This is a genomic window from Enterobacter sp. Cy-643 (genome assembly GCF_011752815.1).
Classification (GTDB): Bacteria; Pseudomonadota; Gammaproteobacteria; order Enterobacterales; family Enterobacteriaceae; genus Cedecea.
Window position 1 is genome coordinate 908,286 of the sequence record NZ_VWWV01000002.1, and the last position, 25,912, is coordinate 934,197.

Sequence of the window (25,912 nt, forward strand, 5' to 3'; positions counted from 1 at the left end):
CCCGTTGCATAGTATTGCCCCATTGCCAACAACTCTGGAGCAACATCATGAAACGTCTTCTGTTAAGCGCCCTGCTGCTGGGCGGTCTTGTCTCCACGGCCAGCGCCGCCACCGGCGTGCTGAGCCAGAAAAACATCTCCCTCGACCTCGCCGATAAGCTGGCGCAAAGCGTCCTTCAGGCCTGCGCCAAAGATAGCTACAACGTGGCGGTCACCGTGGTCGATCGTGCCGGCACGCCGCTGGTAATGAAGCGCATGGACAACGCCGGACCGCATACCGTGGAAGCCAGCCGCATGAAGGCCTTCACCTCGCTGACCACCAAAAACCCAACCGACAACGTGATGAAGGGTTCCCAGTCCAATGCGGGCGCGGCCAACCTGCGTGATATTCCCGGCTTCCTGCTGCTGGCGGGCGGCGTGCCGGTGAAGTCGGGTGAACAGGTGATTGGCGCGGTCGGCGTCGGCGGCGCACCGGGTGGCCATCTGGATCAGGCCTGTGCCCTGGCAGGCTTAAACAGTATTGAGAAAGAACTGAACGCGGGATAACACCACAAGGAGCAGGACATGCATGACAAGAAAAGCTTACTGACGCTGGCGCTTCTGCTGAGCGCAGGCCATGCCGCCGCAGCCAGCAGCGATGAAGGCTACTACGCTTCGGCGAAATATGTACACAGCGAGCAGCGCGCCAGTGACCAGGACACCAGCAGCCGTCCCGGCGTCGGCCAGTTTGTTGACGGTAAAGAGAAAGACAGGCTCGGCGGCGCGTCACTGGCGGCGGGCTACCAGTACGGCAACGGCTGGCGCACCGAAGGAGAATACACTTTCCGCCAGAAAACTGAGTTTACCAGCGGCTCCACTGTCTTCCCGACGAGCTTCAACCACCTGAAGCTGAACACCGAGCGGCTGATGCTGAACGTCTATCGCGATTATGACATTGGCTATGGCGTGTCGCTGTTTGGCACCGCTGGCTTAGGTATTGCGAAAGTGAAGGCCGGCGGCTGGCAGGGCAACGCCGCCCGTGAATACGCCGACAGCACGCAAAACAATCTCGCTTATTCGTTGGGCGCGGGCATCAGCTACTCACCGGTCGCTCGCCTGAGTTTCGACGTGGGCTATCGCTACGTGGATATGGGAAAAGTTGAAAGCGGCTATAACACCTTCGGGAACGTGCGTGGCCTGAAGGATGAGCAGATGAAAGCTCGCCTGGCCTCCAGCGAGTTCACTCTGGGTGCTCGCTACCTGTTCTAACAATAAGGCGGCCACCGGGCCGCCCTTTTACATTGTTAGTGATGCAGCATCTCGTCCACAACCTGCGCTTTGGTCATGTTGTACGGGTAATACGTCGGCCAGTTATCCATCTCTTTGAGCAAAGCATCTTGTGATTCGCTCCCCATAAAGATATGGAAATGCTGCGACTGGCGCGGGGCGATAATATGGTCGCTAAACTGCACGAACTTTGGCGCTTTGGACTGCGCATCTTTACACTCAAACAGGTAGCGAACGCCCTTCTTTCCCGAGGCATAGGTCAGGATTTTATGCCCGGCGTAATCATAGCGGCAGCTTTGCACCGCTTTGCCGACGTGAAACTCGATGACATTATTCTCAATCCCTATCATCTCTACGTCAGTCGCATAGCCCTTTTGATAATACGCCCGATACTCCGCCACGCTTTTACCGCTCTTTTTGGCTTTTTTCTCCAGCACCGGGTCGAGGTCGCCGCTGAGCAGCAAGGGATTGACCGACTGCCAGATCCCGTCCCAGTCGGACAGCGCGCGATCTTTCACGTTAACGTCGTCAAAGATCCCTTCGCTCGCCTTTTGTTCGACTTCCGTGAGCGGTTTGCCGTGATGGTGGCCGTGCGCCAGCGCCTGATGGCTCGCCAGTAATACGCCCATGCCCAGAATAAACGCCGATTTTTTCATGATCATACTGTTCCCCTGTGTATTCCTTACACGAAAAAGAAAACGTTATAACATAACATGTCACGAAATCAACTCCAGCCTGCGGTGAGCGTGCCCGGCGCCTGCCGAAGACGCACTCTTTCGCTGTAAAGCGCCAGCAGCATACCGGCCAGGCAAAGCGCGCCCATCAGCAAAAATATCCCTCTGTCCAGCCCGGCCATCAGCCCTAAAGAGAACACCATTGGCCCCAGGCTACTGCCCAGTGAGGAGAGATTTTGTGCTCCATAATAGCTGGCCTTTAGCGCCTCAGGCGCGATGTCGTCGATGTAGATGTATTCACTGGGGATCAGAATAATTTCGCCCAGGCTGAAAACAAACATCGCCACACACAGCCCCGGCAGCGTATCCAGCCCGCTCATCGCAGTAATAGCGACCGCCAGCAGGGCAAAGCCCACCACAATCAGTTTAATTAACGGCCTGCGATGCAGCAGCCAGAGGCTGACAGGATATTGAAGCAGTATCACCGTCAGAGAATTACAGCTAATCAGCACCGAGACAAAGCGCATTGCTTCGGGCTTGCCCATGCGGGTTAAGAACCAGAGCGGCAGGTAGTCAGAAAAACGCCCCATCACCACCCACGCAAATACGGTACTCAGGGTAAACCAGATTAAGACGCGATCTCTTGCCAGCACGGACAGCGTCTTTAAAAATGATTCAGGCCGGTTGCCTGTGAACGCATTCTTAAAACGAGGCTGGAATAACACCCCCAGCAACGAGCAGACTCCCGCGGCCAAATAGACACTTTCAACATTCGGGGATAATACAAACGTGGTCAATAACGGGCCTGTCGCCCAGGCGACATTAATTAAGGTATAGCGAAGAGAAAATACTTTGGTTCTTTCGCTCTGAGGAACCAAATCGCTCAGGGAAGCCTTAACCCCAATGGCATAAAACGTATTCGCGACCTCACTCAGGGTCAATACGAACAGCACGCCAGCCAGACTTTCCATCCAGCCAAGCAGCAGCCAGCCAACGGCCATCACCAACCCACAAAGCCTTAAAATAAGCGAGCGTGACAGCCTGTCCAGCCAGTATCCGCCATACACGCCCAGCCCGGAAGAAACCAGCAGCGCGCCGCCGAGCAGAAGTCCCGCTGACTCGAATGAAATATGTAAATTCTTACCGAGCGTAAGTACCAAAACAGGGGCAATCATCGCCCGGGAAATAGAGGATAAAAATGAGGACGCCAGAAGAAAATAAACGGTTAAAGCCCGACCTGACATTTTTTAATTCCGTTGACGGCTAAAGAGGAATTCACTATAGATAAAAAAGAGGAACACAAAAACGGATGAATAAAGATGAAATTTATTCCTCTTTTTAGAGAAAAGTCATGGCGCTGATCGATAAATTCAACGTGTTATACCGACGCTTCGGGGATGCACCGGCCCAGCCGGGATTAGAGCAACTGGCAGACTTACTGCATTGCAGCGAACGCTATGCCCGTATCCAGCTGACTAAAATGCGCGAGCTGGGCTGGATTGACTGGCAGCCCGGTATCGGGCGAGGAAAACGCTCGACGCTACGGCTGGTGACCAGCCCGGAGCAAATTGAATGGTTACGGCTCAGGGATCTGGTCGCCAAAGGGCAGCTGGAAGCCGCCTTCGCGCACCTGACATCGCCGCAGAGAAAGCGGCTACTTGCCGATCTCAGCAGCCATCTTGGCGTGGTGGGCAAAGAGGTCAGAATCGCCATTCCAACCCTGCCAGCTACCCTGGATCCACGGCGCATCAAAAACAGGATTGAGTCATATCTGGTCCGGCAAATTTACGACAGGCTCGTGGATTACGATGAAATAAACCAGCGAATCACCGGCGCCCTTGCCCACCACTTCGAAACAAATGCTCAGGCCACGACCTGGACATTTTGGCTGAGGCCCGGCGTCACGTTTCACACCGGAGAGCGCCTGGACGCGAGTATCGTCGCGCAAAGCCTGCTGCGGCTGAAAGAGCCGCCGGGACACTATGCCGGCCTTTTTCAGTCGTTAGATCGTGTTGAAGTTCTGAGCAGCGAGGTACTGACTTGCTATCTCACGCACACCGACTGGCTGTGGCCCCACAGGCTGGCGACGGCGACCGCCTCTATCACGCTTCCTTCGTCCCGGCACGGACAGCCCATCGGCAGCGGTCCATTCCAAATGGAGCAACAGAGCAAACAGCGCATTGTGCTGCGGGCGTTCGATCGCTACTACGGCACACGCGCTTTAATTGAAAAAGTTGAGTTTTGGTCCCTGCCGGAATCCCATCACCCCGCGTCAGACATTACCTTTGATCCGGGGGCTGCAACTCAGCAAACCGATGTTCAGAACGGGTGCACTTATCTGATAGTGAGCACCCGCAGTCGGCTTATCCCTGCGAGAGCGCGCCAGGCGATACTGGGATTACTGAGCCACGCGCTTCCACCGGCAAACGACGCGGAACGAACGCCAGCCCTCAGCATTATCCCCGGCTGGGAAAGCCCACGTTCTTTGAGGCAAAATTCACCGCCAGACATAACCGGCACGCTAAAAATCTACTCTTACGATCTGCCGTGCTTCACTATGCTGTTTGCCCGTCTGCAGCAGGTTCTTACCGCCGCAGGCATAAAGGCTGAACATATCATCCTTGGAAGCGAGGCTTTTCTTCGCCCGGAAGAGTGGCTCAGCGAGGCCGACCTGATCATGGGGAGTGAAATCCTCTACCACCGCGGTGCCTACGACATTTACGAGTGGCTCCACAGCTCAAAACTGTTGAACGCGGGCATGACTAAAACGGAGTGCGAACGCCTGCATGACAAGCTCGCGCAGATAAGAACCGATCCCCACGAGCAATCCAGGCAGGCAAAGTGCAAAGCGCTGGCGGACTGGCTGATTGCCGAAGGCATCATGCTGCCTTTGTCCCATGAGCGAGTGGGCTACACGGCAAACCATCGCCTGCACGGCACCGGGCTGGCAGGCTATGGCTGGGTCGACCTCGCCCGTATCTGGATTAAAAATAATGAACTGAGTGTGTCCTGAGGCCGCGCCGGTAAAATCTGAGTGAAAAACCTTAGCTTTTTGTCATACGCAGCGGGAGCTTGTTCAGCGTGCGAAGGATCATACTTCGCCGTGACCATTCGGCCTGACCGTCTAACGAAAACGATCCTCTGGCGCAAAGTAACGCGGCCAGGTGCTCAGCCTGAAGCTGGGCCAGAAGCTGCCCGATACACTGATGTGCCCCAGTGCCAAACCCGAGCTGGCGCTGCGCATTTTTTCTACCCGGAATAAAACGAGAGGCATCTTCGAAAACAGTTTCATCCCGGTTGGCCGACCCCAGGCACAGCAGAACATTATCCCCGGCGAGCAGCCTGCGGCCGTGCAAAGTCACCGGGACGCCAACCCTTCTTCTGGCCATCTGTAGCGGCGATTCAAAACGCATGGTTTCGCTGACCACGTCTTTGATCCGGACAGACTGAGTTCGGATCCCAGCCTGAAGTTCTGGGTACTTCGCCAGCATGAATAACATGTTGCCGCTCAGCGCTTCGCTGGTCTCGCTTCCGCCGATGAGCATAGTGATACAGTCCGTACTGAACCTTTGGGCCAGCGCCTGCGTGTCCCCGCCGTACCCTTTCAGGAGGCTGCGATAAAAAAGAGAGTCATGCCCTGTCTGGTGTTTCAGGCAGAGCCGACAGAACATCGAATCAAGGTTTGAAAGCGCGGTCAGCAACCGCGCCAGGCCCGTACTATCTATCCCGCTGGGATCCAGCAACAGACGAATGGCGCTTTTTTCTTGCGCCACCACCCTCTGCTCCCCGGCGGATAAATTCAGCCAGGCGGGAAACAGTTCAGCCCAGAGCGGGGCGGCAATCTGCCCTATGCCGTCGATAAGCCGCTCGTCCGGGAGCTTTTCAATCAGCATTGTCGCTTTGCTGGCGACAAGCAGGGATAACTCAGCCCAGGCTTCGCCGCTGAGCACGGCCTGTAATGCCTGACGGTGCTCACGGTGCACATCGCCGTCTTCAAGCAGCACAATCCCGTACAGGATCGAACGTAACGCCGGGGACAGAATCAGGTCTTGTTTTTCCAGAGCAGCATGCAAATCTTCGGGGATCCCGGACGAGAGAAAGGTTCTGTCTTTCAGAACCTGGCAGATATCCTGATAGCGCGTCAGCACCCAGGTTCTCCCCAACTTTACAACGGGCAGATTGATCCGCATATGCTGATAAACAGCATGGAGATTCGTCTGAAAGAATGGCGAACCGGGATTAAAGCGGAGTGTTTTATCCACGCTAACCATTGATGACCTCTTTTCATTCCGTATATATCCGAAATAATTAAAAGGCAGAGTCCAGAGTTAATCACAATCTAATATCCGATCGGTGAAAAATCTGTATTTTAAAATCGCTCAAAGAAAGTCTTTAATGTAGATGTTTTTGCCGATAAAAACAAAGCCGACGGCGCACAGCCGTAGGCTCATACCCGGAAATGGGAGAGTCGCGCCTACAAATCACGATTTAAAATGTGAAACATGCCTGGTATTGCTCTGCTGTACGATTTTTTAAACCAGCCAAAGTCCTGTTTCAGGATATAAAATCGATTATCTTAAGCGATCGGAAAGAGCGTTGTTATCTGGAGCCATTCGGTAATAATTATTGTCTATCATGATTGCGTCTGAACGACACCTGCCTGGAAATGAGGTGATTCTTTCGGGGCAACAAAATTAATCTCACCAACGCCATCCCACCTCAAATATAAACACAGTGAGTTATCAACATGTTCAAACGAAAAAAAAGCTCAAGCTTTTATTATTACATAACAATGGCATTAGTCATTGTTATTTTTATTATCTACACGGCATGGAACAATGATAAAGAGGAGAACAATAAAGCTATAGCCAACAGCGTGGTGGAAGTGTTGGACAGCGCGTTAAAACGAAATAGCGCAATGGCATTATTTGCCAGTCGCTATATTAACAGTGAGTGTACGCCCGAAACCGTCAGGCAGCTCAGCCACTACGCCGCATTAAATGGCACACTTCATTCCGTCAACATTGTGAAAGACAACAAATGGCGGTGTTCATCTTTAGAAGGAAGCCACCCCGTTGATATTGAATTAAAAAATGATAACAACCAATTTCATATAGACCAGGTCACAAAAGATGGCATCGAACTATATCTGGTGTTCTATCCATTTAAAAATGGCTCGGTGGTCGTGTCGGTGTACAAGTCCTCGCTGGACAGGCTGCTGCAAGCCTTTGCGATGGAGATGAAAATAAATATTGATGCAAGCCTGACGCCTCTAAGCGGAAGCCACACGCTCGCTTCCGCTGAGTATCCCTTCTGGATTAAGATTGACAGCAACAAAAGATTCTCTTCATTCCTTCGGGACGAATATATCCCATTAATTATTACACTTCTGTGCTATATCGCAGCGCTGGTAATTTATGCGCAATACCGGCGTCATTCGCCGGTGTTGGCTATCAAACTCGCCATCAAAAATGGCGAGATGGAACCCTACTATCAGCCTATTGTGGATATTCAAACCGGTTGCATAGTCGGTGCCGAACAGCTGGTCCGATGGTTACCGCACAATCATGACATTATTTACCCCAATGAATTTATCCCCATCGCGGAGAAGTATAAAATTGTTAGCAACCTGACCATTGCCTTAATGCATAAAGCCGTCGATGATTTAAAAGAAATAAGAATAAAAACGCGGCATTCATTTTACATTACCATTAACGCCTCCCCTACATCCCTGGAGGAAAACGTATTTATTAATAAGTGCATTTCATTTGGAAAAAAGGTAAAACAGCTTGGCGTGCAACCCTGCATTGAAATCACCGAGCGAGAAAAAAATAATATTCCGGCAGATGTCATTGACCTGTTAATTGCCAATGATATTCGTATCATTCTGGATGACTTCGGCACGGGGAACTCTAACTATGAGTCAATTTCAAGGATGAAACCGGCCTGTCTAAAGATTGACAAAATATTTATTGATAGCATCGGCACGAAGAGTATTAACGAATCAATACTGAGCCATATCGTTCAATTTTCTCAGGAAGTGGAGATACCGAATGTGGCCGAAGGCATTGAAAATATTACTCAGCACAATGTGCTGAAAGCCATGGGGGTACAATATGGTCAGGGGTACCTGTATGGGAAGCCTGTGCCACTGGATGAATTCATTGCCCAACTACAAGGGCCTGGTATGGAACTGTAAGCCACAGACCCGATAAGGGGACTAACGGAGGTTTGTATTCAATACTGATTGCCGTTCAGGCTAATTAAAAGCACATAAAACTAACGTTTTATGTGCTTTTTTTGACGCAGATTATTCAGTAAATGTTACGGTAACACTTTCTTCTGCTTCATATTCAGGCATGAGGGCCGTGATGGTAGTATTTTCTGCCACAGTGTTAGTGAGCGACACCACAACATATCCGCTGCTGTCTGTTTTTTGGACCGCAGGGCTGGTTAATACGGCCTGAGACGATGCACTTTCCGTCTTTAAAATCACATAGGCACCAGCAACGGGTACATTGTTGTTTTTAATATTAACATTCAAGCTATTGACCGCTCTCCCATCAGCGACTGCATTATCATGCAGTACCGCGGAAGAAACAACAACGCCGCTGGTTGATTCAATTCCAGCCCCGTGGAACGTCATATTCAGTTCATTACGCGCAGTTTCATTATCACGGCGCGCAACCGCAATAATTTCGACGTCATTTAGCTCATGGCGCGTGACGCCCACACGACACATGCCACCCTCATCGGTGACCAGGTAAGCAAAAGTATCACCGTCATCAAAAACACCTGCGGTGGCGTCACGGATGACCAGCGTCACGTCGGCGTTCTGAAGCAGTTTATTCCCACGATAGACAACGGCGGTTAATGTACCGCGTTTGCCACCGGCTGGAATAGTGGTATCAATCAGTTCAACACTCAGTGAATCATCATATTTAGCGTTCATAAAAGCACCTTAAATTAAATGTTAGCGGTACAATCAGAGCTTAGGTTTATTGCTATCTACTAAAAATCAACAAAAGTCATCTCTACAAGCTGGTAAGTACCTGAGCTTTGTGGGGTAGTCACCACTACATTCGCCCCCGACACGGCTTTATCGCTGAGAATATTCACATGGGCGGAGTTATCTGAATTGAGCGTAATTTCGACGTTTTCTCCGGCATTATATCCAGCCACTTTTAAAGGCGCTGGGACAGAAACGCGGATAGAGGTGATAGGCTGCCGGTAAAGGGCATGATTCTCATCCATCATATAATCCGACTCGGCTTCCATCAGCAGATAGATGCTGCACGGGGAAACCCCATCCGCCAGCGCCCCCGTGGTATTGGCAATAGCCAGAATACGGCCATCACCGATCTTATAATCGTTAAAGATCATATAGCCGGTTACCGTTTCGCTGACATCATCCATATTCTGGATCATGATATTAACCAGACCGGTAGCCGTAGACTGCACCCGAAAACGTTGAATACCGGATGTGGTCATGGTGAACTCATGGGTATTTGTCCCGCTTTCCAGAATAGTGGCGCTGGTCGGGCAGGAGATGCTGACACGGGTACCGGCTGCAGCCTTAATGTAGCCATAGTTCGCGGATGAAACGTGAATAGAATTATAATCATAGGCAGGAGATCCGCTGGTAGCACGGAATTCAATGCTGCCGGCTTTGCTCATTAGTATTTCGTTCATAGAAAAACCTCTTTATTTCTGATAATAAAATTCACACGACGATTCTCTGCCAGCCATAATGCTGACAGTGAATCCCCACGGATATCTAAGTCTTAATTAAATACCTAATCAAATTTCATATTCAATTTTACGGATGGTGCTCGACTAGCAACAACACCGCCAATATTATCTATTGTTAGCGTAACTGTTTCCTTTACTGTATTGCGAATAAAAATAGTGTGACTCGCCCCAGGCGGTAAATTTGAGCCCCCAATATTAGAATCCATACCGCGATCACCTATTTTTGCAGTACTACTTGATGATTCATACTCGAGATGAACTCTTGATTCAATATCATTGTTAGCGCTATCCGCTAACTTAATATAAACTTCATGATAACTTTTCCCATCAGCAGGGATATCTCCTGAAGTGTTCAGTGATGCAGTGAAGTATTGAGCATAAAGAAATTTAATATTATTAATGGTACAGCTGGCATCCCCTAATTCCCTCACAGCAACAATACTGTAGGTTGAGCCACTTCTTATTGCATAATTAGCCCGACAGGAGACTTCGCACTGGCCGCGCTCATCCGTTACCGCACTGGTTTGAGTCAAAAACAGATGACTGGACTGTGAGGTAAAATTAATAACCTCTCCCACGGCAGGCTCGCCATTCCTGAGAAGAGTAAAAAGCACGGTGTTATAACGACCACTCATTTCCATATTTGAGGCATAAGAGTCGTTTTTCGTTATTGTGCCTGATAGCACATATTTGACCGGATCCGGCACAACCGCTACCTCAGTGAAAAAGAGTGGTGCAGAAATTTTCACCTGAGCATCGTCCTGCAATGTGGCAACCAGCGACACCGCTTCCGGAGTCGTATTTGCCACATAAGCCACTACCAAACCATTGTGGTCTGTGATTTCTGAGCGACTTCTGAGAATGGCGTTGCCCGAAGCACTTTGCACAACAAAGTTAATTGTTTGCCCGGCAACAGCGCCTCCGGACTGATTAGTCAATGTAAACGAAATATAATTTACACTTTCCCCGTCAGCCTCCACCCCGTTTCTGAGAATATTGTAGCTAAGGGAATATTCTGTTTTGGCAAATGTTACTGAGGCTGTGGCGGTGATATTACTATCCTCCACCAGTGTGGCCGTGATACCCACGCTGCCAACGGCGGTATTGGTCACATTGACCTGTGCCTGGCCGGCCGCATCCGTGATGGCCGTCACCGTGCTTAATTGGGCGCTGCCGCCGCTCAGGCTGAAACGGAGTTCCTTACCTGCCACAGGTTTATTCTGGTCATTCACCAGGGTGAACAGAACGGTATTCACCGAGAGGCCATCATTCGCCGCATTATCGCGTATCACCTGACCGTGCAGCTGCAGATTTTTATCATCGCCGCCTTCCACCTCACCAAATACCATCGTGACCGAGCCGCTGGAGGTCACCCCACCCACATAGCAGGTGGCCAGCACCGTCACCTCTCCCGTCCGGATGCTGGTCACCGGCACCGTGCATGTCCCCAGAATATTGGTGGTGCCGGTATACACGGTGCTGCCGTCGCTGAAGCTGGCGCCGGTTCCCGAGGTAATAAGGAAAGTGATATTGATACCGCTTAACAGGCTCCCGGCCTGCGAAACGCGGGCCGTAATCACATTGGTCGCCACCCCGTTCGCATCCGCCCCTGAAGTGGTGCTCAGCGCCAGGTCCGCTCTGACCGATACGTCTTCAGAGGCGCTATCGGTACTTATCGTATTTTCTGACATAGTAAATCATCCTTTGGTATTGATTTAAATTTCGACAGAACATTGTCACGGATTTATTCCGATAATATCTGTCGACTAAATTCTGACTCTTTCACGGTTAAAACATGAATAGTGTTCTATTCACTGCCAGCCACAATACTGACAGTGAATTCCCACGGATATTTCATTCTTAATTCAATGCCTAACCAAATTTCATATTCAATTTTACGGACGGTGCTCTACCAGCAACAACACCGTCAGTATTATTTATTGTTAGCGTAACTGTTTCCTTTACTGTATTGCGAATATAAATAGTGTGACTCGCCCCAGCCGGCAACCTTGAGCCGCCAATATTAGAACTAATAACGCTATCACCTATTTTTGCAGTACTACTTGATGATTTATACTCGAGAGAAACTATTGAGAAAACATCATTGTTATCGCTATGAGCTAATTTAATATAAACTTCATGATAACTTTTCCCATCAGCAGGGATATCTCCTGAAGTTTTCAGTGATGCACTGAAGAATTGAGCATAAAGGAACTTAATATTCTCAACGATACAGCTGGTACCCCCTGACTTTCTGGCAGCAATAATGGTGTAGATTGAACCACTCCTATATATTGCATAATCTGCCCGGCAGGAGACTTCGCACTGGCCGCGCTCATCCGTTACCGCACTGGTTTGAGTCAAAAACAGATGACTGGACTGTGAGGTAAAATTAATAACCTCCCCCACGGCAGGCTCGCCATTCCTGAGAAGAGTAAAAAGCACGGTGTTATAACGACCACTCATTTCCATATTTGAGGCATAAGAGTCGTTTTTCGTTATTGTGCCTGATAGCACATATTTGACCGGATCCGGCACAACCGCTACCTCAGTGAAAAAGAGTGGTGCAGAAATTTTCACCTGAGCATCGTCCTGCAATGTGGCAACCAGCGACACCGCTTCCGGAGTCGTATTTGCCACATAAGCCACTACCAAACCATTGTGGTCTGTGATTTCTGAGCGACTTCTGAGAATGGCGTTGCCCGAAGCACTTTGCACAACAAAGTTAATTGTTTGCCCGGCAACAGCGCCTCCGGACTGATTAGTCAATGTAAACGAAATATAATTTACACTTTCCCCGTCAGCCTCCACCCCGTTTCTGAGAATATTGTAGCTAAGGGAATATTCTGTTTTGATAAATGTTACTGAGGCAGTGGCGGTGATAGTGGCATCCTCAACCAGTGTGGCCGTGATGTCCACACTCCCAACGGCAGTGCTGGTCACATTGACCTGCGCCTGACCGGCCGCATCCGTGATGGCCGTCACCGTGCTTAATTGGGCGCTGCCGCCGCTCAGGCCGAAGCGGAGTTCCTTATTTGCCACAGGTTTATTCTGATCGTTTAACAGGGTGAAGCGGACAGTATTCACCGAGAGGCCATCGTTCACCGCTTCGTCGCGTATCACCTGACCGTGCAGCTGCAGATTTTTATCATCACCGCCTTCCACCTCACCAAATACCATCGTGACCGAGCCGCTGGAGGTCACCCCGCCCACATAGCAGGTGGCCAGCACCGTCACCTCTCCCGTCCGGATGCTGGTCACCGGCACCGTGCATGTCCCCAGAATATTGGTGGTGCCGGTATACACGGTGCTGCCGTCGCTGAAGCTGGCGCCGGTTCCCGAGGTAATAAGGAAAGTGATATTGATACCGCTTAACAGGCTCCCGGCCTGCGAAACGCGGGCCGTAATCACATTGGTCGCCACCCCGTTCGCATCTGCCCCGGAAGTGGTGCTCAGCGTCAGGTCAGCTCTGAGCGATATGTCTTCAGAGGCGCTATCGGTACTTATCGTATTTTTCGACATAGTAATCCCCTTCTTTGAATTTATTTAAAATCAGTAAATGACATATTGACCGTCTGGTAAGTGCCCGAGCTTTGCGGAGAGGTAATAATGACCGCCGCCGAGTCAACGGCCACATCGCTCACGATGTTGACCTGCGCGGAATGATCGGCATTAAGCATCAGCTCAACGCTTTCTCCCGGCCCATGACCCGCCACCTTCAGCGGAAGTGGAACGCTTACCCGTAAAGAAGTTATAGGCTGGCGAGATAAATCATCAGCCGTGGGCTGGTCGTCTGACTGTTCGGCCATCATCAGATAAATACTGCAGGGGGAGACGCCATCCGGAAGGGCACCGCTGGTATTTGCGATGGCGAGGATCTTACCTTCACCCAAACGGTAATTACTGAATGTCATGGTGCCAGTCACGCTCTCGGATGGGTTATCCAGATTCTGCACAAAGACGGTGACCCCTCCCACGGAGGTGGACTGCACCCGAATAGATTTTACGCCGCTCACGCCCATGACGGTGCTGTACGAGGTCGAACCGCTTTCCAGAATAACCGCCCCCTTAGGGCAGGAAACCATCAGCCGGGTACCCGCCGACGCTCTGATGAAACCGTAGTTGCAAGGAGAGACGTGGATAGCGCCGTAATCATAGACTGGCGCACCGTGCGTACTTCTGAAGGCCAGCTCTTTGGGTTTTGCGCCTGATTCAACAATCATGACGCTTTCCGTCAGCGAGACGGACGTTCCCGCAAGGGTCTTGACTGAGTACCCGGCATAGAGGAAGCCAGAATCGCCCACGGCGATGGCCACCCTTCCCGGCACGGCAACAATTTGCGCCTCAATACGGCTCACGGTAAAGGTCTGCTGATAGCTCGCCGCAGCAACATCAGCGCCGGTCTTATCTTTGCCGCTTAACGTCAGCGCGATCTCGTCCCCCATCACCATTGAGTCGTACAAAATACTGATATTCAGTACGCCGTCTGCCTCAATAACGTCAGTTTCAATGGTGCTGTCGTCCGCCTGCGGGAAGGATGGGGCCGGAAGAAAAACAATGCTGGCCAGGTTAATAAAGGACGAGCCGGTATAAGACACTTTGCGCGCCCCGGATGGAGTCCTGACGCGGTACCAGGCATCCAGCCGCCCCATGTAGATAGCCTGGGCAATATCCCGTGAAAGCGTGAGATAAATGACGCCAGTCTGAACGTCGGCCACGGTAACGGTATGGTCCATACTGCCGCTGGCGGCAGGCACGCTGGCATTATCGGTATCAAACCCCTGCCATAGCAGGGTCAAAACGTCGCCTGCGGCCATCCCGCTGTAGCCATTAATATGGACGCGAATGCCCCCGGTAACTTCGTGCTGGGTTAGCCAGCCATCAACCGCATCGGTAAAATGGGGTTTTTCCAAAAAGCTCACGTCGCCATCAAGCATCACTTCAGCATCAAACGACAGGGCTACGCTCCCGTTGGACGCGCGAGTTACGCGGTAAAATGCCATTGCCCGGGCGCTTTCCGGCAGGAAAATCTTAGATTCAGGGATAAGGGTAATATACCCTGAGCTAATATCAGCATTCACAACCGTATGGCTGGCGCTAAAATTAGCCTCAGGGATCACTTCATTATTAGCGTTGAACAGCAGGTAATTGAGTTCGACAATATCGCCTGCCCGAATTCCATTATAAGCAGGAACCTGGATATGTGTTCCTTCATTGGCTAATACGCTGTCCAGGGATAACACATTGTTAACCGCGTCGGTAAAGACCGGCGGGATTAAGGTTCTTGTTCCATCCCGGCTGACTATAGCCGTCGTTTTAGATGATGTGGATGCATTACCAACGACGTCCATCGCGGTATAATAAACAGAATAAACCCCATCCGGAATTTGTGCCTGGGGGACCGCAAACAAACAGTTTTGATTTATAATGCCCGGGTCAACAATTTTGGCCATTGTAACGAGTGTATCAAAATAAATAACAATTTGATCGCCCAGCGCCATATTGCTATAGGCCGGAACCATAACATAAACAGAACCCTGATCCAGATCATCAGCATCGATGATCCCATTATTATTCATCTGCGGCAGCCAGGGCGCACGCAGATCTCTGTTTAGTCTCATCGTATTCTCCCCAGAATTGGGATACTGACACCGGCAGTAAAATACCGGTGTCAAATTTTCTGTTTATTTATTTTTTGGTCGGCGGGATAACGTCTACGTAGTATGTTTTTTCAGTAGAGGCATGAAGTTTTTGGTCTTTTTCAATCACCATTTCATAAGAGATCTTGATGGTCCCCTCGCCCAGGGCATACAGCAGATCTCGCAGGGCATTTCCTTCATCATTGTAATCATCATTCAGAACGATAATGGAATTCTCTGCCCCTTCAGGATCTACCGGGAATGAAAACACGCGACTGGCCGCAGGAATCTCTACCGCACCGCGATAAGATTTCCAGTAAATATTACAAATAGAGTCTTCACGAGCCGCAGCATTCACAACCTTACCTTCATATAATCCATCAAGCTGGACCTCGACCCCAGTGGCGGCCAGGGCGACGTTAATGGTTTGGTTGTTGCTTTCCGCACGGGGGATAGAGACTGGCGGCAGGTCGACAATCGTGGCCGATGAGCTATCCCTGACGACTTCGAGTTCAACAATATTTGAGAATGAAGAGTTTCCGGAATTATCGGTAATATAAAAGGCGCTCGCATGGGTGCCTGAAGTCAGGTATGACTCCGGAACAGAGACGGCAATACTATTGATAGTAGAGCTCTGTTCCGACTGTTTGAGTACGGCATTATCGCCAAAATGAAATCCGACGACGTTACCCACTTCAGGTGAGGCAATTGGCACAATGGCAAAAACCCCCGCGGCAACGTCCGCTTCAGTTACTCTGCCATCCGTTGCGATGGGGAAAGTGTGATTTCTTAGCGTCGGGGACACCATGAAGACAGCCTCTGTCTTACTCACCGATGCTTCCCCGTCGGTTTCGATTTTAGAGACTGTGATCCTGGCAACCTGCGGCACACCTGCTTTAAATTTGATTTTTGCAGTTGCGGCACCTTCGTAATTGGTTTCAAGGGTGATTTTGTTAGAATCACTGCCTACCCAGGTACCCACTGCGGTTTCAACTTCCATGCGCACAGTCACTTCCCGCTGCGGTAGCAATGATTCGGCATCGACCACGCGAGCCGTCACTCCAAACGGAATTTCACTCCAGGTATTTGCCCATGTTGAACTTTCAAACGAAACACCAATAAGATTGGCCATTCGAATCTCCTCACTATTATTTAGGGATAAGTTACAAACAAAATACCATTCCCGGAAAAGCTACCGGTATTTACCGGCGTGCCTTCCAGCTGGCTGGTTAAAACGATTGTGTTATTAAGATCGCCATCAAATACACTTCCCAAAGGCGTGCCATCATTCGTGGTTAAAACAGCAAACATGCCATTTGACAACGGAATCTTAGCGCTCCCTTTAAGCCTCAAAATAAACTGAATTCTGTCTGTGCACTCAACGACCAGTGATTTGGAAATTTTCTTCCCAATAGCGTCCTGAACCGTCAGTGAGCCATAATCAAACTCAAGTGTTTTTGTATCTAATGCACACCACTGATCCACGGGTGGAGTACCAATACACTGGGCTTCACCCACATTCGGGAATTTCCTGTTAACCCAGCTGGCGTTAGTTTGCTGCGGAACTGCGGCGATCATTACACATTCGGAGCCAACATTGGCCCCGCTGTGATTCACCGTATAGCTGCCAGATTCACCGTATCTTTCGATCCATTTTGCACCTAAACAGCTCAGCCGTAACTGCGAGTCAGGGCAGGTACTAGCACTGACGTTAAGTGGGTTTGCCATCGAACCAGTAACAAGCGTTCCTGAGGTGGAACTATGCCGGTGTAAAATACCGATATATCTTTCACCAAAATCATCCAGGCTATCATCAACATCAATAACCCCCCAGGTTCCGACGTAATTTACAGAAGTGGGACTAACAACTTCGACTTTAGTATCTAAAACAATAGGCCATTTGAACGCTAAGGCACTGGTTGAATAAACATTGAACAACAATAAAAAAAACAATGAGTGATATGTTTTTTTATATTTAATGAATGACATTTCATTGCCTGCTTATCAGTGACTAACATTAATCGTGGGGAGAAACCATAGATATAATGGATGAATATGCTCTCACCCGTTCATCCCCTCTGGTCGTCGAGAAATAAGTCTAATTCAATTATGAGCTAAATCCACAAAGAATAGTTTACAGACCCAATATCGATATTTTGAGGATTCAACATAAAAATGCAGCGAACGAAACAGATAAAAACCCCCATAAAAACACAGATAACAGCAAATAATTCTGATTAAAAATTCATTCCAGAGTTAACAACCACCAATAGTGACGAAACAAAAAACACCCCTTAGTTAACAATAGGTTAAATCATATCATTTGGTTTACATTGTATAACGCCCGCCCCTCTTTATTCCGTTAAAAACACCTCAGGCACCATCCATGATACGGTCATATTTACGGACAATGGTGGTCACTGCCGGCCGTCGGCTGGCTGAATATAACGGTTAGCCCGCTTATGAATAGCTGAATAACCTGATACCGGGAAAACACCAGCTGATGAGGGTTCATGAAAATAATATGAAACCGCAATAGTCTATTCACAGACAATTGAATTAACAGGCCAGCACGCTCATTTATTTCGTGAAAATTTAAGCGATATTAATTGGTAATGTTTCGTTCAGAACGGAAACAGATAAACGCCAGCCATCAGACACAACATACAGCTATATTGATTAATCTGTGCTCCAGAGCCCCCCATACCATTTAATGGCATGGGGGTTTACAGCCCAGGTGAAAATCTCATACAAACATTATCATGATAAAAATTTAATATTAACACTTTGATTGCTAGCTGCTAAAAACTATTTTATTCCGTGCAACAAGATTATCATTATCAGCATAGGCACTCACCACTACAGATTCAGCCACGGTATTATAGACATACAGAGTAGCCATGCCGGTATCATCTGTAATAATAGTTCGTTTGGATGGATAAGCGGTGACGCTGTTCAGGACAATAGATATTTCTTTGTTGGCATTTATATCCCGGGCACTCTTTTTCAAGAAGTAGACAATTTCCCAGTACTCAACCCCATCGGCACTAACCTGAAGCGTGTTGTTAAGCACGTAGCCACTCAGGCCAGACAATTCCGACGATTTGGTGAATGATATGCCTGTTATTGCCTGGACAACGTTCTCCCCATAAATCTCAGCTGAGATAAAATAATCGCCTTCAGCCAAAGCGGTACAGCTAACCGCAGCTACGCCATCGGAATCAGTCAATACAAACCTGTCACGTAATGTTAAACCTGTTGAAGGTAAAAACTGAACTAATTTGTTAGTCACGGGCTTATTTAAAGCATTGTTAATTTTTAACTGCACTTTATTTTGACTGGTGCCATCGGCGGCAGATTTATTAACTAGCGTGGTTACCTGTATATTATACAACTCTTCTACCTGAGAGAATTTCAGGGTGTCACTTGTTGAATTAAATGCGTCACTAATGGCTGGCGCGGCAACAATAAGAACATCCTCAGCTACAGTGTTAGTTATTTTAAGCAAAAAATTGCCATTACTGTCCGTCTCAGCATAGGGCGAAGGCAAGGTCGCATTACCAGAAGGGCTGTATACTGAGAAATGAATAAACTGGCCAGGACAAGGGACCTCATTACGCGTCACAGCAAATAAAATAGCATTGTAATCGGTACCGTTAGCAGGAGAGTTATTAACGTGAATTGCAGAGGTAAGTTTCATTACGCTCTCATTATCTGCACGGCTGACTATGTTATTCATCATTACACCTCTTCAGTGAAATTAATATAAGCCGCAACCCAACGCTGCGGCTTAAGAACAGATTAGTTAATGCCTAAATCAACAATAACCAGGGTAAATGACAGGGAAGCAAAAGTAGATAGCTGATAATAAGTGTTAGTCGCCGTAGCCGTGCCGGCGTTAGTACACTTAACCATTCCTCCGTCGTAATTGAAGTCATTGAATAACGCAAAGCTCGGATCGTTAATTATCTGACAGGCAGTTGTACCCTGAACAAAATTGTACCCGCTCTTACATTCGTGCTGTTTAACGGTACCTTTACTGCTGGTGCTTAACAGCAACTGATAGCTGTGGTTCTTAATGAACGAATAATTATTTTCAGTGAATGCATCCAGACCATAGTAGCCGCTTCCTTTTAATGTCCCGGAGGCGACAAACGGAGCTGCTTTAAAATCTACCACGGTGACATCACTGATACCCTCGGCATCCGTGGTGGCAGTTACCGTTACGCTTTCAGCCACGGAGCTGTACACCCTTAGGGTCGCCAGGCCGTTTTCATCCGTGACTAATTTTTTAGAGGAGACATGAGCATTCTGGCTGCTGAGAGTGATATAAATATTCTGCCCTTCCAGAATATTCCTGCTGTTTGTTTTGGTAAGGCTGTACAGGATCTGGCAATAATCGCTATCATCCTGGCCATTATTAAAATCGCCAGCTTCAGCATTGTTTCGCGTAACAACCCCTTTCAGCCCTTTCAGATACTCAGAATTAGAAAATACGATCCCTTCAACGATACAGCTGATATCTGAATGTGAATACAATATTGCTTTCAGCGTGTAGCTGGCGGCAGCTAATGCAGTACAGTGGACGACGGCCTGGCCGGTAATATCAACCGAAACATAGAGAGTGTCGACAGACAGCCCCTGTCCTGGCAGCAGCTGCAAAACCTGCCCCGTGGCTGGCTTACCTGTAGCGGTCTCTGTAACCGAGAAGGTGACCGTGTTTTGGTTAGTTCCATCGGCATAGGCATCATTCTTGCTAACCACCCCGGTAATGGTATACAGAGGCACAACTTCTTCGAAAGTTAGCCTGACCGGTTTGGCCTCCACGCCTAACAGCGCCGCTGCAGCGCTGATAGTCACCGATTCTGCCACAGTATTGGTAACTGTTACGGTAGCGCTGCCGTAGGCATCAGTCACCAGAAGCGATGGCTCTACAATGGCGCTGCCGGTTGCGTTAACAAAAATATACTGCCCTGCGACAGGGGTCGTCCCCGCTTTAAGAGCGTAAACCAGGGTGATACTTTTCTGACCATCAGCCGGAGCGGTGTCAGAGCCAAGGACGGTGGCTGTGAGGGTGTATGTATCTTCAGATATTTCCTCAAAGTAACTCTCAGTTTCTGCCGTGAGATAGCTGGAAAACAGGCAGACGGCCTGGACTTTTACGTTCCCCGGCGCGCTGCTTTTCAGCTCTACAACACACTCACCTTTAGAATCAGTAGTTGCAATAGCCGTTTTACTATCGTTTGCAAAGGAAGCATTGTCTGCCGTTATAATAAATGTAACCTGGACAGCCGCAACAGGGGTCTCACCATTCATTAATGAAGCAGTAATACGGTTAGTATCTGAATTATTTGAAGACGCTCCAGATGTTGAACTCAAGCTAAAGTTAATGGAGTTTAATTTAGAGCTTTCCATTATTATATCCTCTAAGATTTTTAGTCACAGCATACTGGCTATGCCAGTATGCTGGCGTCGATTAACTAGGCAGAAAGATCATTAATAGTCACACTGTATGCCGCCCCCGCACTCATATAATAATAATTGCGGAAATAAGCAGTTGTACCCGCTCGGGTACAGGTGAAAGTACCAGTGCCGCTAAAGTGATGAGCTACCGAGAAACCGGCTCCTACCGTTGGGATCCCCCCTGCGTAATAAGTACAGGTCCCGTTAACATAAACATAGTTCGCAGAGCAGTTGTACTGACTACCAGTTATAGCGGCAATAATTTGATAAGTTCGCCCTGCTTTAAATTCATAATTAGTAATAAATTCATTCAGGCCATGATATCTTGTGGCACTGGCAGTTCCGGTGAATGTCATATTCTTATTTTCAGCCACGAACTCAATGATAGTCCGCTCGCTTAAGCTTTCATTGGCGGTATAAGCACTTACCACTACTGATTCATCCACGGTGTTATAAACGCGCAGTGTGGCGATGCCGGCATAGTCGGTGATAATGGTTCGGGCAGAAGGGAAAGCGGTAATACTGTTAAGCTGAATCTCGATCTTCTGATTCTCAATAACGTCACGCGTACTTTTCTTCGTTAGACGGTACTGAATTTCACAGTAATCGACACCATCGTCAAGGGCTTCATTTTTCAGGATTACACCGGTAAGCGAATCCAACTCTGCCGACTGAACAAAGGTAATGTTTCCAACGGTGTGAAGTACATTCTCACCGTAAAGTACAGCCGTGATACTGTAGCTACTAGCCAGCAAGGCCGAACATCCCAGCGTTACGGTACCGTTACTGTCAGTGGTCGCAAAGGTGTCCTGCAGGGAGAGGTTTGTGCTCGGAATAAACTGCAAGAGTTTCCCGGAGACAGGCTTATTCAAGCCATCCAGCACCTGGAAAAGAACTTTATTCTGGCTAACGCCATCAGCCGCGGTACCGTTCACAGTAATCAGTGAAGTAATGGTATACGCCGTATCAACCTCCACAAAGTTTATCTGTGATGCGACAGACGCAAATAACGAAATGGCTGATGCCGCAGTAACCAGTACCGTTTCAGCCGTGGTATTCGTAATATCAAGAATATAGCTGCCGTTGCTATCAGTCTGGCCGAAGGCTGCAGACAACTTTGCCCCGCCAGAAGTGCTGAAAGCGGTAAAGGTGAGAAACTGGCCGGGAACAGGCACATTGCCCTGCTTCAGGCTATATACGATTCTGTTAGCCGTCACGCCATCAGCCCGAGAATTATCAACCTGTACTGATTCGGTCAGGGTGATGACATCTGCCTTTTCTAAAAATTCACTATTTACATTAGCCATATGAACTTCCTCCACTAAGCATGTACCGTTAACATTAACTAAGCCACTTACTTCACTGCGTAAAGAAACAGTGCAAGTACCCAATGCATTTGTCTTTGCTGCAATAGTTTGAGAACCATTGCTAAATGATGCCCCCGTCACTGAGGTACTGAACAATACGTCGACACCATATTGATGCAAACCATCTGCCATGACATGGGCCGTAATTTCATTTGTATCAATATTATTAGCAAATGCTCCCGCTGTAGACGTTAGCGTAAACTCCACATTTGCTAGCCTTTTATTTGACATAAATAATTCCTTATTGATAGCCTTCATCATAAAAATGAAAGCCAATCAATTATCGATGTATTAATAAAAACTCAGATTGATGACTAGTTAAAACCACTGAATGACAAGTCCACTACTTCATATACATCATCACTATCTTTTGATGTGATAATTACGCTGGCTGAAATAACATCCTGAAGGGATAAAATATTGATCTGGGCTGAACCATCCAGATGTAATGGAACGATAACACTTTCGCCCATACCATAACCCTCAACGTACAGCGGGTACGGCACACTCACCGTAAGCGATGAAATTATAGCTGTACTGTAGGTGTTGTGGCCGGTGGTATCTATCTTGATATAAATACTGCACGGTGTTAATCCATCTGATAATGCATTCGTTGTATTAGCAATAGCATTAACTCTGCCTTGCCCAACTTTATAATTACTAAAGAAAAGGGGATAATCAAATTTCTCAGCACTGTTAATAACATTATATATCTGGAGATTAATATTACCAAGAATAACAGATTGCACTCTAAAGCGTTGCACACCGGAGGCATCAATTGTGAAAGTGAAACTACTATTTCCACTCTCAAGTATCGTAGCCCCTGCAGAGCAAGTTACGTTGTAGGTGTTACCCACCGGAGCTTTAATAAATCCATAGTTAAATGGAGTCACGTTTATCGCACTGCTGTCGTAAACAGGTGAGTTACGGGTTCCTCTTAAGATAAACTCTTGCTTGGGCACGTTCGCTATTAATGCGCTTTGCACATAGGATGAATATTCTCCCGCGGCACTACTGAGAACGCTATAGCGAGCCTCAAGTGTCCCATTGTTACCGACGGCTAAGGCGATATTCTGAGGTGCATTAACTGACTGAGAACCAGCCTGTACGGCTGTAAAAGTGTTCTCATAATCGGCACCGGGCACACTCTCTCCGCTTTCATCAGCCCCATTAATGGTTAATGCTATTTGATCCCCTGGAGAAATAAGCGTGTAGGGTAACAATATTTTTACGGCGTTGTCGGTAACAATATCATTGTATTGAATGATGTTATCTATTGCCTGAGTAAAAATGGGGGCTGGCAGAAGTATTTCACTGAGCAAGTCAATGAATACAGATCCCGTGTACGAGACATGGTAAATACCATTTTGGTCTGTAACTTTATAATAAACATCAAGCAAACCTTGCTCAATGCGCTCGGCTATATAAGCTGACAAAATAATATTTACAACATTATTCCCTACATCACTTGCCGAGACGAAGTATGGCAACCTGCCAGTTATAACCTGTTGACCAGAGTTATCGTACCCGCTCCAGATAAAGGTAATTTCATCCCCGGCAGCCATGTCAGCATAGGCGTTAATATATATTCTGATCCCCTGAGAAATGGTTTGCTTCGTTAACCAACCGTTTATAGCATCCTTAAATATTGGTTTTTCGAGAAAATTGACTTCACCATTCAGCACGACACTGGATTCAAATGAAAGTGCATGACTTCCGTCCGAGCTGCGCGTTACCCGGTAGAACGCAACCGCACGGATACCATCAGGCAGGAAAATTTTGGATTCAGGTATTAATGTCTGGTAACCCGCGAGGAGGTCGGCATACACCACCGTATGCATTTCACTAAAACTAGCTTCTGAAATAAGCTCCCCAACGGTATCGTAGAGTAAATAATTCAGCTCTACGCTATCACCAACCTCCATGCCATTATAAGACGGGACATGAACATGCGTGCCCTCGTTTTGCAATACGGTTTCATGTAAGAGCACGCCATCTGTGGCATCTAAAAATTCAGGTTGCTCAAGTGTGCGAGTACCATCCCGACTGACAATAGCTATTGTTTTGGATGAAGTTGAAGGATTCTGAGCAACATCCGTGGCCGTGTAATACACAAAATAAATACCATCAGGGACCTGGTCTTCTGGAATTAAAAACTCTATATTTTTACCCACTGTCTCAGCGGTGACCACCCGAGCCATAGAGTAGAGCGTATCAAAATGAATAACAATTTGATCGCCCAGCGCCATATTGCTGTAGGCCGGAACCAGGACGTACACGTAGCCATCAACAAGATCATCACCGTCAATAATCCCATTATTGTTCATCTGCGGCAGCCAGGGTGCACGCAGATCTCTATTCCGTATCATCTTGATCTCCCCAATATTGGAATGCTGACACCGGCAGAAGCGCCGGCGCCAGGTTTTCCTTTTATTTATTTTTTGGTCGGTGGGACGACATCCACGTAGTATGTTTTTTCAGTAGAGGCATGAAGTTTTTGGTCTTTTTCAATCACCATTTCATAAGAGATCTTGATGGTCCCCTCGCCCAGGGCATAAAGCAGATCTCGCAGGGCATTTCCTTCATCATTGTAATCATCATCCAGAACGATAATGGAATTCTCTGCCCCTTCAGGATCTACCGGGAATGAAAACACGCGACTGGCCGCAGGAATCTCTACCGCACCGCGATAAGATTTCCAGTAAATATTACATATGGAGTCTTCACGAGCCGCAGCATTCACAACCTTACCTTCATATAATCCATCAAGCTGGACCTCGACCCCAGTGGCGGCCAGGGCGACGTTAATGGTGAGGTTATTACTATCCGCACGGGGGATAGAGACTGGCGGCAGGTCGACAATCGTGGCCGATGAGCTATCCCTGACGACTTCGAGTTCAACAATATTTGAGAATGAAGAGTTGCCGGAATTATCGGTAATATAAAAGGCGCTCGCATGGGTGCCTGAAGTCAGGTATGACTCCGGAACAGAAACGGCAATACTATTGATAGCAGAGCTTTGTTCCGACTGTTTGAGTACGGCATTATCGCCAAAATGAAATCCGACGACGTTACCCACTTCAGGTGAGGCAATTGGCACAATGGCATAAACGCCCGCGGCAACGTCGGCTTCAGTCACTCTGCCATCCGTTGCGATGGGGAAAGTATGGTTTCTTAAGGTCGGGGACACCATAAAGACAGAATCTGTCTTAGTCACCGATGCCTGCCCGCTGGTTTCGATTTTAGAGACCTTGATGCTGACAACCTGCGGCACGCCTGCTTTAAATTTGATTTTTGCAGTTGCGGCACCTTCGTAGTTGGTTTCAAGGTTAATGATGTTAGAGTTACTCCCAATCCAAACGCCTACTGCGGTATCGACTTCCATGCGGACGGCTATTTCACGCTGCGGCAGCAAAGACTCGGCATCAACCACGCGAGCCGTCACTCCAAACGGAATTTCACTCCAGGTATTTGCCCATGTTGAGCTTTCAAAAGAAATACCAATAAGATCTGCCATTATAATCTCCTTACTATTTATTAATGGATATATTAAAAACGCCACCCCGGAAAATCACTATTATTTACCGGCATGCCTTCCAGCTGGCTGATTAAAAAAATGGCGCGTTCAATGCCACCATCAAATCCCCCCTGGAGTGGCATCTTTAGTTGTTTAAACAGTGTCCAGACCATTTGAATACACTGGCGCTGGTTAAATGAACACTGGTTTATAACAAAATCAATAATCAGTCTGT

20 protein-coding genes are annotated in these 25,912 nt (G+C 48.2%); 4 read left to right on the top strand and 16 right to left on the bottom strand.

Annotated features, from left to right (window positions below):
* The first annotated feature begins 47 nt into the window (after positions 1 to 47).
* Positions 48 to 545 (top strand): GlcG/HbpS family heme-binding protein, encoded by a 498-nt coding sequence (locus tag F3J29_RS12610; protein ID WP_166866478.1) that lies wholly within the window; start codon positions 48 to 50, stop codon positions 543 to 545.
* 18 nt (positions 546 to 563) lie between these two features.
* The gene (locus F3J29_RS12615) at positions 564 to 1,247 is read left to right on the top strand and encodes an outer membrane protein (protein ID WP_166866480.1); all 684 of its coding nucleotides are present in this window, start codon (positions 564 to 566) and stop codon (positions 1,245 to 1,247) included.
* A gap of 35 nt (positions 1,248 to 1,282) precedes the next feature.
* Here F3J29_RS12615 and zinT read toward each other — a convergent pair whose 3' ends face one another.
* Together zinT and F3J29_RS12625 are read right to left on the bottom strand one after the other, a co-directional pair.
* Positions 1,283 to 1,927: a metal-binding protein ZinT gene (gene zinT / locus F3J29_RS12620; protein WP_166866481.1), complete on the bottom strand. Its 645-nt coding sequence runs from the start codon at positions 1,925 to 1,927 to the stop codon at positions 1,283 to 1,285.
* A gap of 62 nt (positions 1,928 to 1,989) precedes the next feature.
* Positions 1,990 to 3,183: an MFS transporter gene (locus tag F3J29_RS12625; RefSeq protein ID WP_166866483.1), complete on the bottom strand. Its 1,194-nt coding sequence runs from the start codon at positions 3,181 to 3,183 to the stop codon at positions 1,990 to 1,992.
* Between the two features lie 107 nt (positions 3,184 to 3,290).
* Between F3J29_RS12625 and F3J29_RS12630 the strand changes: the two genes are divergently transcribed.
* Complete coding sequence (locus tag F3J29_RS12630) at positions 3,291 to 4,952, top strand: SgrR family transcriptional regulator (protein ID WP_166866484.1); 1,662 nt, start codon at positions 3,291 to 3,293, stop codon at positions 4,950 to 4,952.
* 31 nt (positions 4,953 to 4,983) lie between these two features.
* On the opposite strand, the gene F3J29_RS12635 is transcribed toward F3J29_RS12630, so the two are convergent.
* On the bottom strand, positions 4,984 to 6,087 hold the full coding sequence (locus tag F3J29_RS12635) for a cytochrome P450 (RefSeq protein WP_353620553.1): 1,104 nt from the start codon (positions 6,085 to 6,087) through the stop codon (positions 4,984 to 4,986).
* A 599-nt stretch (positions 6,088 to 6,686) separates the two neighbouring features.
* Between F3J29_RS12635 and F3J29_RS12640 the strand changes: the two genes are divergently transcribed.
* Complete coding sequence (locus F3J29_RS12640; RefSeq protein WP_166866489.1) at positions 6,687 to 8,138, top strand: EAL domain-containing protein; 1,452 nt, start codon at positions 6,687 to 6,689, stop codon at positions 8,136 to 8,138.
* Positions 8,139 to 8,249: 111 nt separating this feature from the next.
* On the opposite strand, the gene F3J29_RS12645 is transcribed toward F3J29_RS12640, so the two are convergent.
* From F3J29_RS12645 to F3J29_RS12705, 13 genes are all read right to left on the bottom strand, one after another.
* The gene (locus tag F3J29_RS12645) at positions 8,250 to 8,891 is read right to left on the bottom strand and encodes an Ig-like domain-containing protein (protein ID WP_166866491.1); all 642 of its coding nucleotides are present in this window, start codon (positions 8,889 to 8,891) and stop codon (positions 8,250 to 8,252) included.
* 59 nt (positions 8,892 to 8,950) lie between these two features.
* Entirely contained in the window at positions 8,951 to 9,631 is a 681-nt protein-coding gene (locus F3J29_RS12650; protein ID WP_166866493.1) for a hypothetical protein, read from the bottom strand.
* A 104-nt stretch (positions 9,632 to 9,735) separates the two neighbouring features.
* A complete protein-coding gene (locus F3J29_RS12655; protein ID WP_166866495.1) occupies positions 9,736 to 11,382 on the bottom strand; it encodes an Ig-like domain-containing protein in 1,647 nt (548 codons plus the stop codon).
* A 181-nt stretch (positions 11,383 to 11,563) separates the two neighbouring features.
* On the bottom strand, positions 11,564 to 13,213 hold the full coding sequence (locus tag F3J29_RS12660; protein WP_166866497.1) for an Ig-like domain-containing protein: 1,650 nt from the start codon (positions 13,211 to 13,213) through the stop codon (positions 11,564 to 11,566).
* Positions 13,214 to 13,233: 20 nt separating this feature from the next.
* Entirely contained in the window at positions 13,234 to 15,312 is a 2,079-nt protein-coding gene (locus F3J29_RS12665; RefSeq protein WP_166866499.1) for a hypothetical protein, read from the bottom strand.
* A 67-nt stretch (positions 15,313 to 15,379) separates the two neighbouring features.
* A complete protein-coding gene (locus F3J29_RS12670) occupies positions 15,380 to 16,462 on the bottom strand; it encodes a hypothetical protein (protein ID WP_166866500.1) in 1,083 nt (360 codons plus the stop codon).
* Between the two features lie 20 nt (positions 16,463 to 16,482).
* Positions 16,483 to 17,319 carry an MrpH family fimbial adhesin gene (locus F3J29_RS12675; RefSeq protein WP_166866503.1) on the bottom strand — a complete coding sequence of 279 codons (837 nt, stop codon included), beginning with the start codon at positions 17,317 to 17,319 and terminating at the stop codon, positions 16,483 to 16,485.
* Between the two features lie 805 nt (positions 17,320 to 18,124).
* Complete coding sequence (locus tag F3J29_RS12680) at positions 18,125 to 19,072, bottom strand: Ig-like domain-containing protein (RefSeq protein WP_166866504.1); 948 nt, start codon at positions 19,070 to 19,072, stop codon at positions 18,125 to 18,127.
* A gap of 59 nt (positions 19,073 to 19,131) precedes the next feature.
* On the bottom strand, positions 19,132 to 20,745 hold the full coding sequence (locus F3J29_RS12685; protein WP_166866506.1) for an Ig-like domain-containing protein: 1,614 nt from the start codon (positions 20,743 to 20,745) through the stop codon (positions 19,132 to 19,134).
* Positions 20,746 to 20,810: 65 nt separating this feature from the next.
* Complete coding sequence (locus tag F3J29_RS12690; RefSeq protein WP_166866507.1) at positions 20,811 to 22,421, bottom strand: Ig-like domain-containing protein; 1,611 nt, start codon at positions 22,419 to 22,421, stop codon at positions 20,811 to 20,813.
* 53 nt (positions 22,422 to 22,474) lie between these two features.
* Positions 22,475 to 24,529, bottom strand: coding sequence for a hypothetical protein (locus F3J29_RS12695; protein WP_166866509.1), 2,055 nt, complete (start codon positions 24,527 to 24,529; stop codon positions 22,475 to 22,477).
* A gap of 65 nt (positions 24,530 to 24,594) precedes the next feature.
* Positions 24,595 to 25,677 (bottom strand): hypothetical protein, encoded by a 1,083-nt coding sequence (locus tag F3J29_RS12700; protein ID WP_166866511.1) that lies wholly within the window; start codon positions 25,675 to 25,677, stop codon positions 24,595 to 24,597.
* Positions 25,678 to 25,709: 32 nt separating this feature from the next.
* Complete coding sequence (locus F3J29_RS12705; RefSeq protein WP_166866513.1) at positions 25,710 to 25,850, bottom strand: hypothetical protein; 141 nt, start codon at positions 25,848 to 25,850, stop codon at positions 25,710 to 25,712.
* Positions 25,851 to 25,912 lie beyond the last annotated feature (62 nt).

What these genes read in the sequence shown, in the direction of transcription:
- F3J29_RS12690 (WP_166866507.1), bottom strand. Translation starts at nt 22,421, where the DNA reads ATGATGAAGGCTATCAATAAGGAATTATTTATGTCAAATAAAAGGCTA.
- F3J29_RS12655 (WP_166866495.1), bottom strand. Translation starts at nt 11,382, where the DNA reads ATGTCAGAAAATACGATAAGTACCGATAGCGCCTCTGAAGACGTATCG.
- F3J29_RS12680 (WP_166866504.1), bottom strand. Translation starts at nt 19,072, where the DNA reads ATGATGAATAACATAGTCAGCCGTGCAGATAATGAGAGCGTAATGAAA.
- F3J29_RS12670 (WP_166866500.1), bottom strand. Translation starts at nt 16,462, where the DNA reads ATGGCCAATCTTATTGGTGTTTCGTTTGAAAGTTCAACATGGGCAAAT.
- F3J29_RS12645 (WP_166866491.1), bottom strand. Translation starts at nt 8,891, where the DNA reads ATGAACGCTAAATATGATGATTCACTGAGTGTTGAACTGATTGATACC.
- F3J29_RS12700 (WP_166866511.1), bottom strand. Translation starts at nt 25,677, where the DNA reads ATGGCAGATCTTATTGGTATTTCTTTTGAAAGCTCAACATGGGCAAAT.
- F3J29_RS12640 (WP_166866489.1), top strand. Translation starts at nt 6,687, where the DNA reads ATGTTCAAACGAAAAAAAAGCTCAAGCTTTTATTATTACATAACAATG.
- F3J29_RS12665 (WP_166866499.1), bottom strand. Translation starts at nt 15,312, where the DNA reads ATGAGACTAAACAGAGATCTGCGTGCGCCCTGGCTGCCGCAGATGAAT.
- zinT (WP_166866481.1), bottom strand. Translation starts at nt 1,927, where the DNA reads ATGATCATGAAAAAATCGGCGTTTATTCTGGGCATGGGCGTATTACTG.
- F3J29_RS12685 (WP_166866506.1), bottom strand. Translation starts at nt 20,745, where the DNA reads ATGGAAAGCTCTAAATTAAACTCCATTAACTTTAGCTTGAGTTCAACA.
- F3J29_RS12675 (WP_166866503.1), bottom strand. Translation starts at nt 17,319, where the DNA reads ATGTCATTCATTAAATATAAAAAAACATATCACTCATTGTTTTTTTTA.
- F3J29_RS12705 (WP_166866513.1), bottom strand. Translation starts at nt 25,850, where the DNA reads ATGGTCTGGACACTGTTTAAACAACTAAAGATGCCACTCCAGGGGGGA.
- F3J29_RS12625 (WP_166866483.1), bottom strand. Translation starts at nt 3,183, where the DNA reads ATGTCAGGTCGGGCTTTAACCGTTTATTTTCTTCTGGCGTCCTCATTT.
- F3J29_RS12630 (WP_166866484.1), top strand. Translation starts at nt 3,291, where the DNA reads ATGGCGCTGATCGATAAATTCAACGTGTTATACCGACGCTTCGGGGAT.
- F3J29_RS12610 (WP_166866478.1), top strand. Translation starts at nt 48, where the DNA reads ATGAAACGTCTTCTGTTAAGCGCCCTGCTGCTGGGCGGTCTTGTCTCC.
- F3J29_RS12615 (WP_166866480.1), top strand. Translation starts at nt 564, where the DNA reads ATGCATGACAAGAAAAGCTTACTGACGCTGGCGCTTCTGCTGAGCGCA.
- F3J29_RS12695 (WP_166866509.1), bottom strand. Translation starts at nt 24,529, where the DNA reads ATGATACGGAATAGAGATCTGCGTGCACCCTGGCTGCCGCAGATGAAC.
- F3J29_RS12660 (WP_166866497.1), bottom strand. Translation starts at nt 13,213, where the DNA reads ATGTCGAAAAATACGATAAGTACCGATAGCGCCTCTGAAGACATATCG.
- F3J29_RS12650 (WP_166866493.1), bottom strand. Translation starts at nt 9,631, where the DNA reads ATGAACGAAATACTAATGAGCAAAGCCGGCAGCATTGAATTCCGTGCT.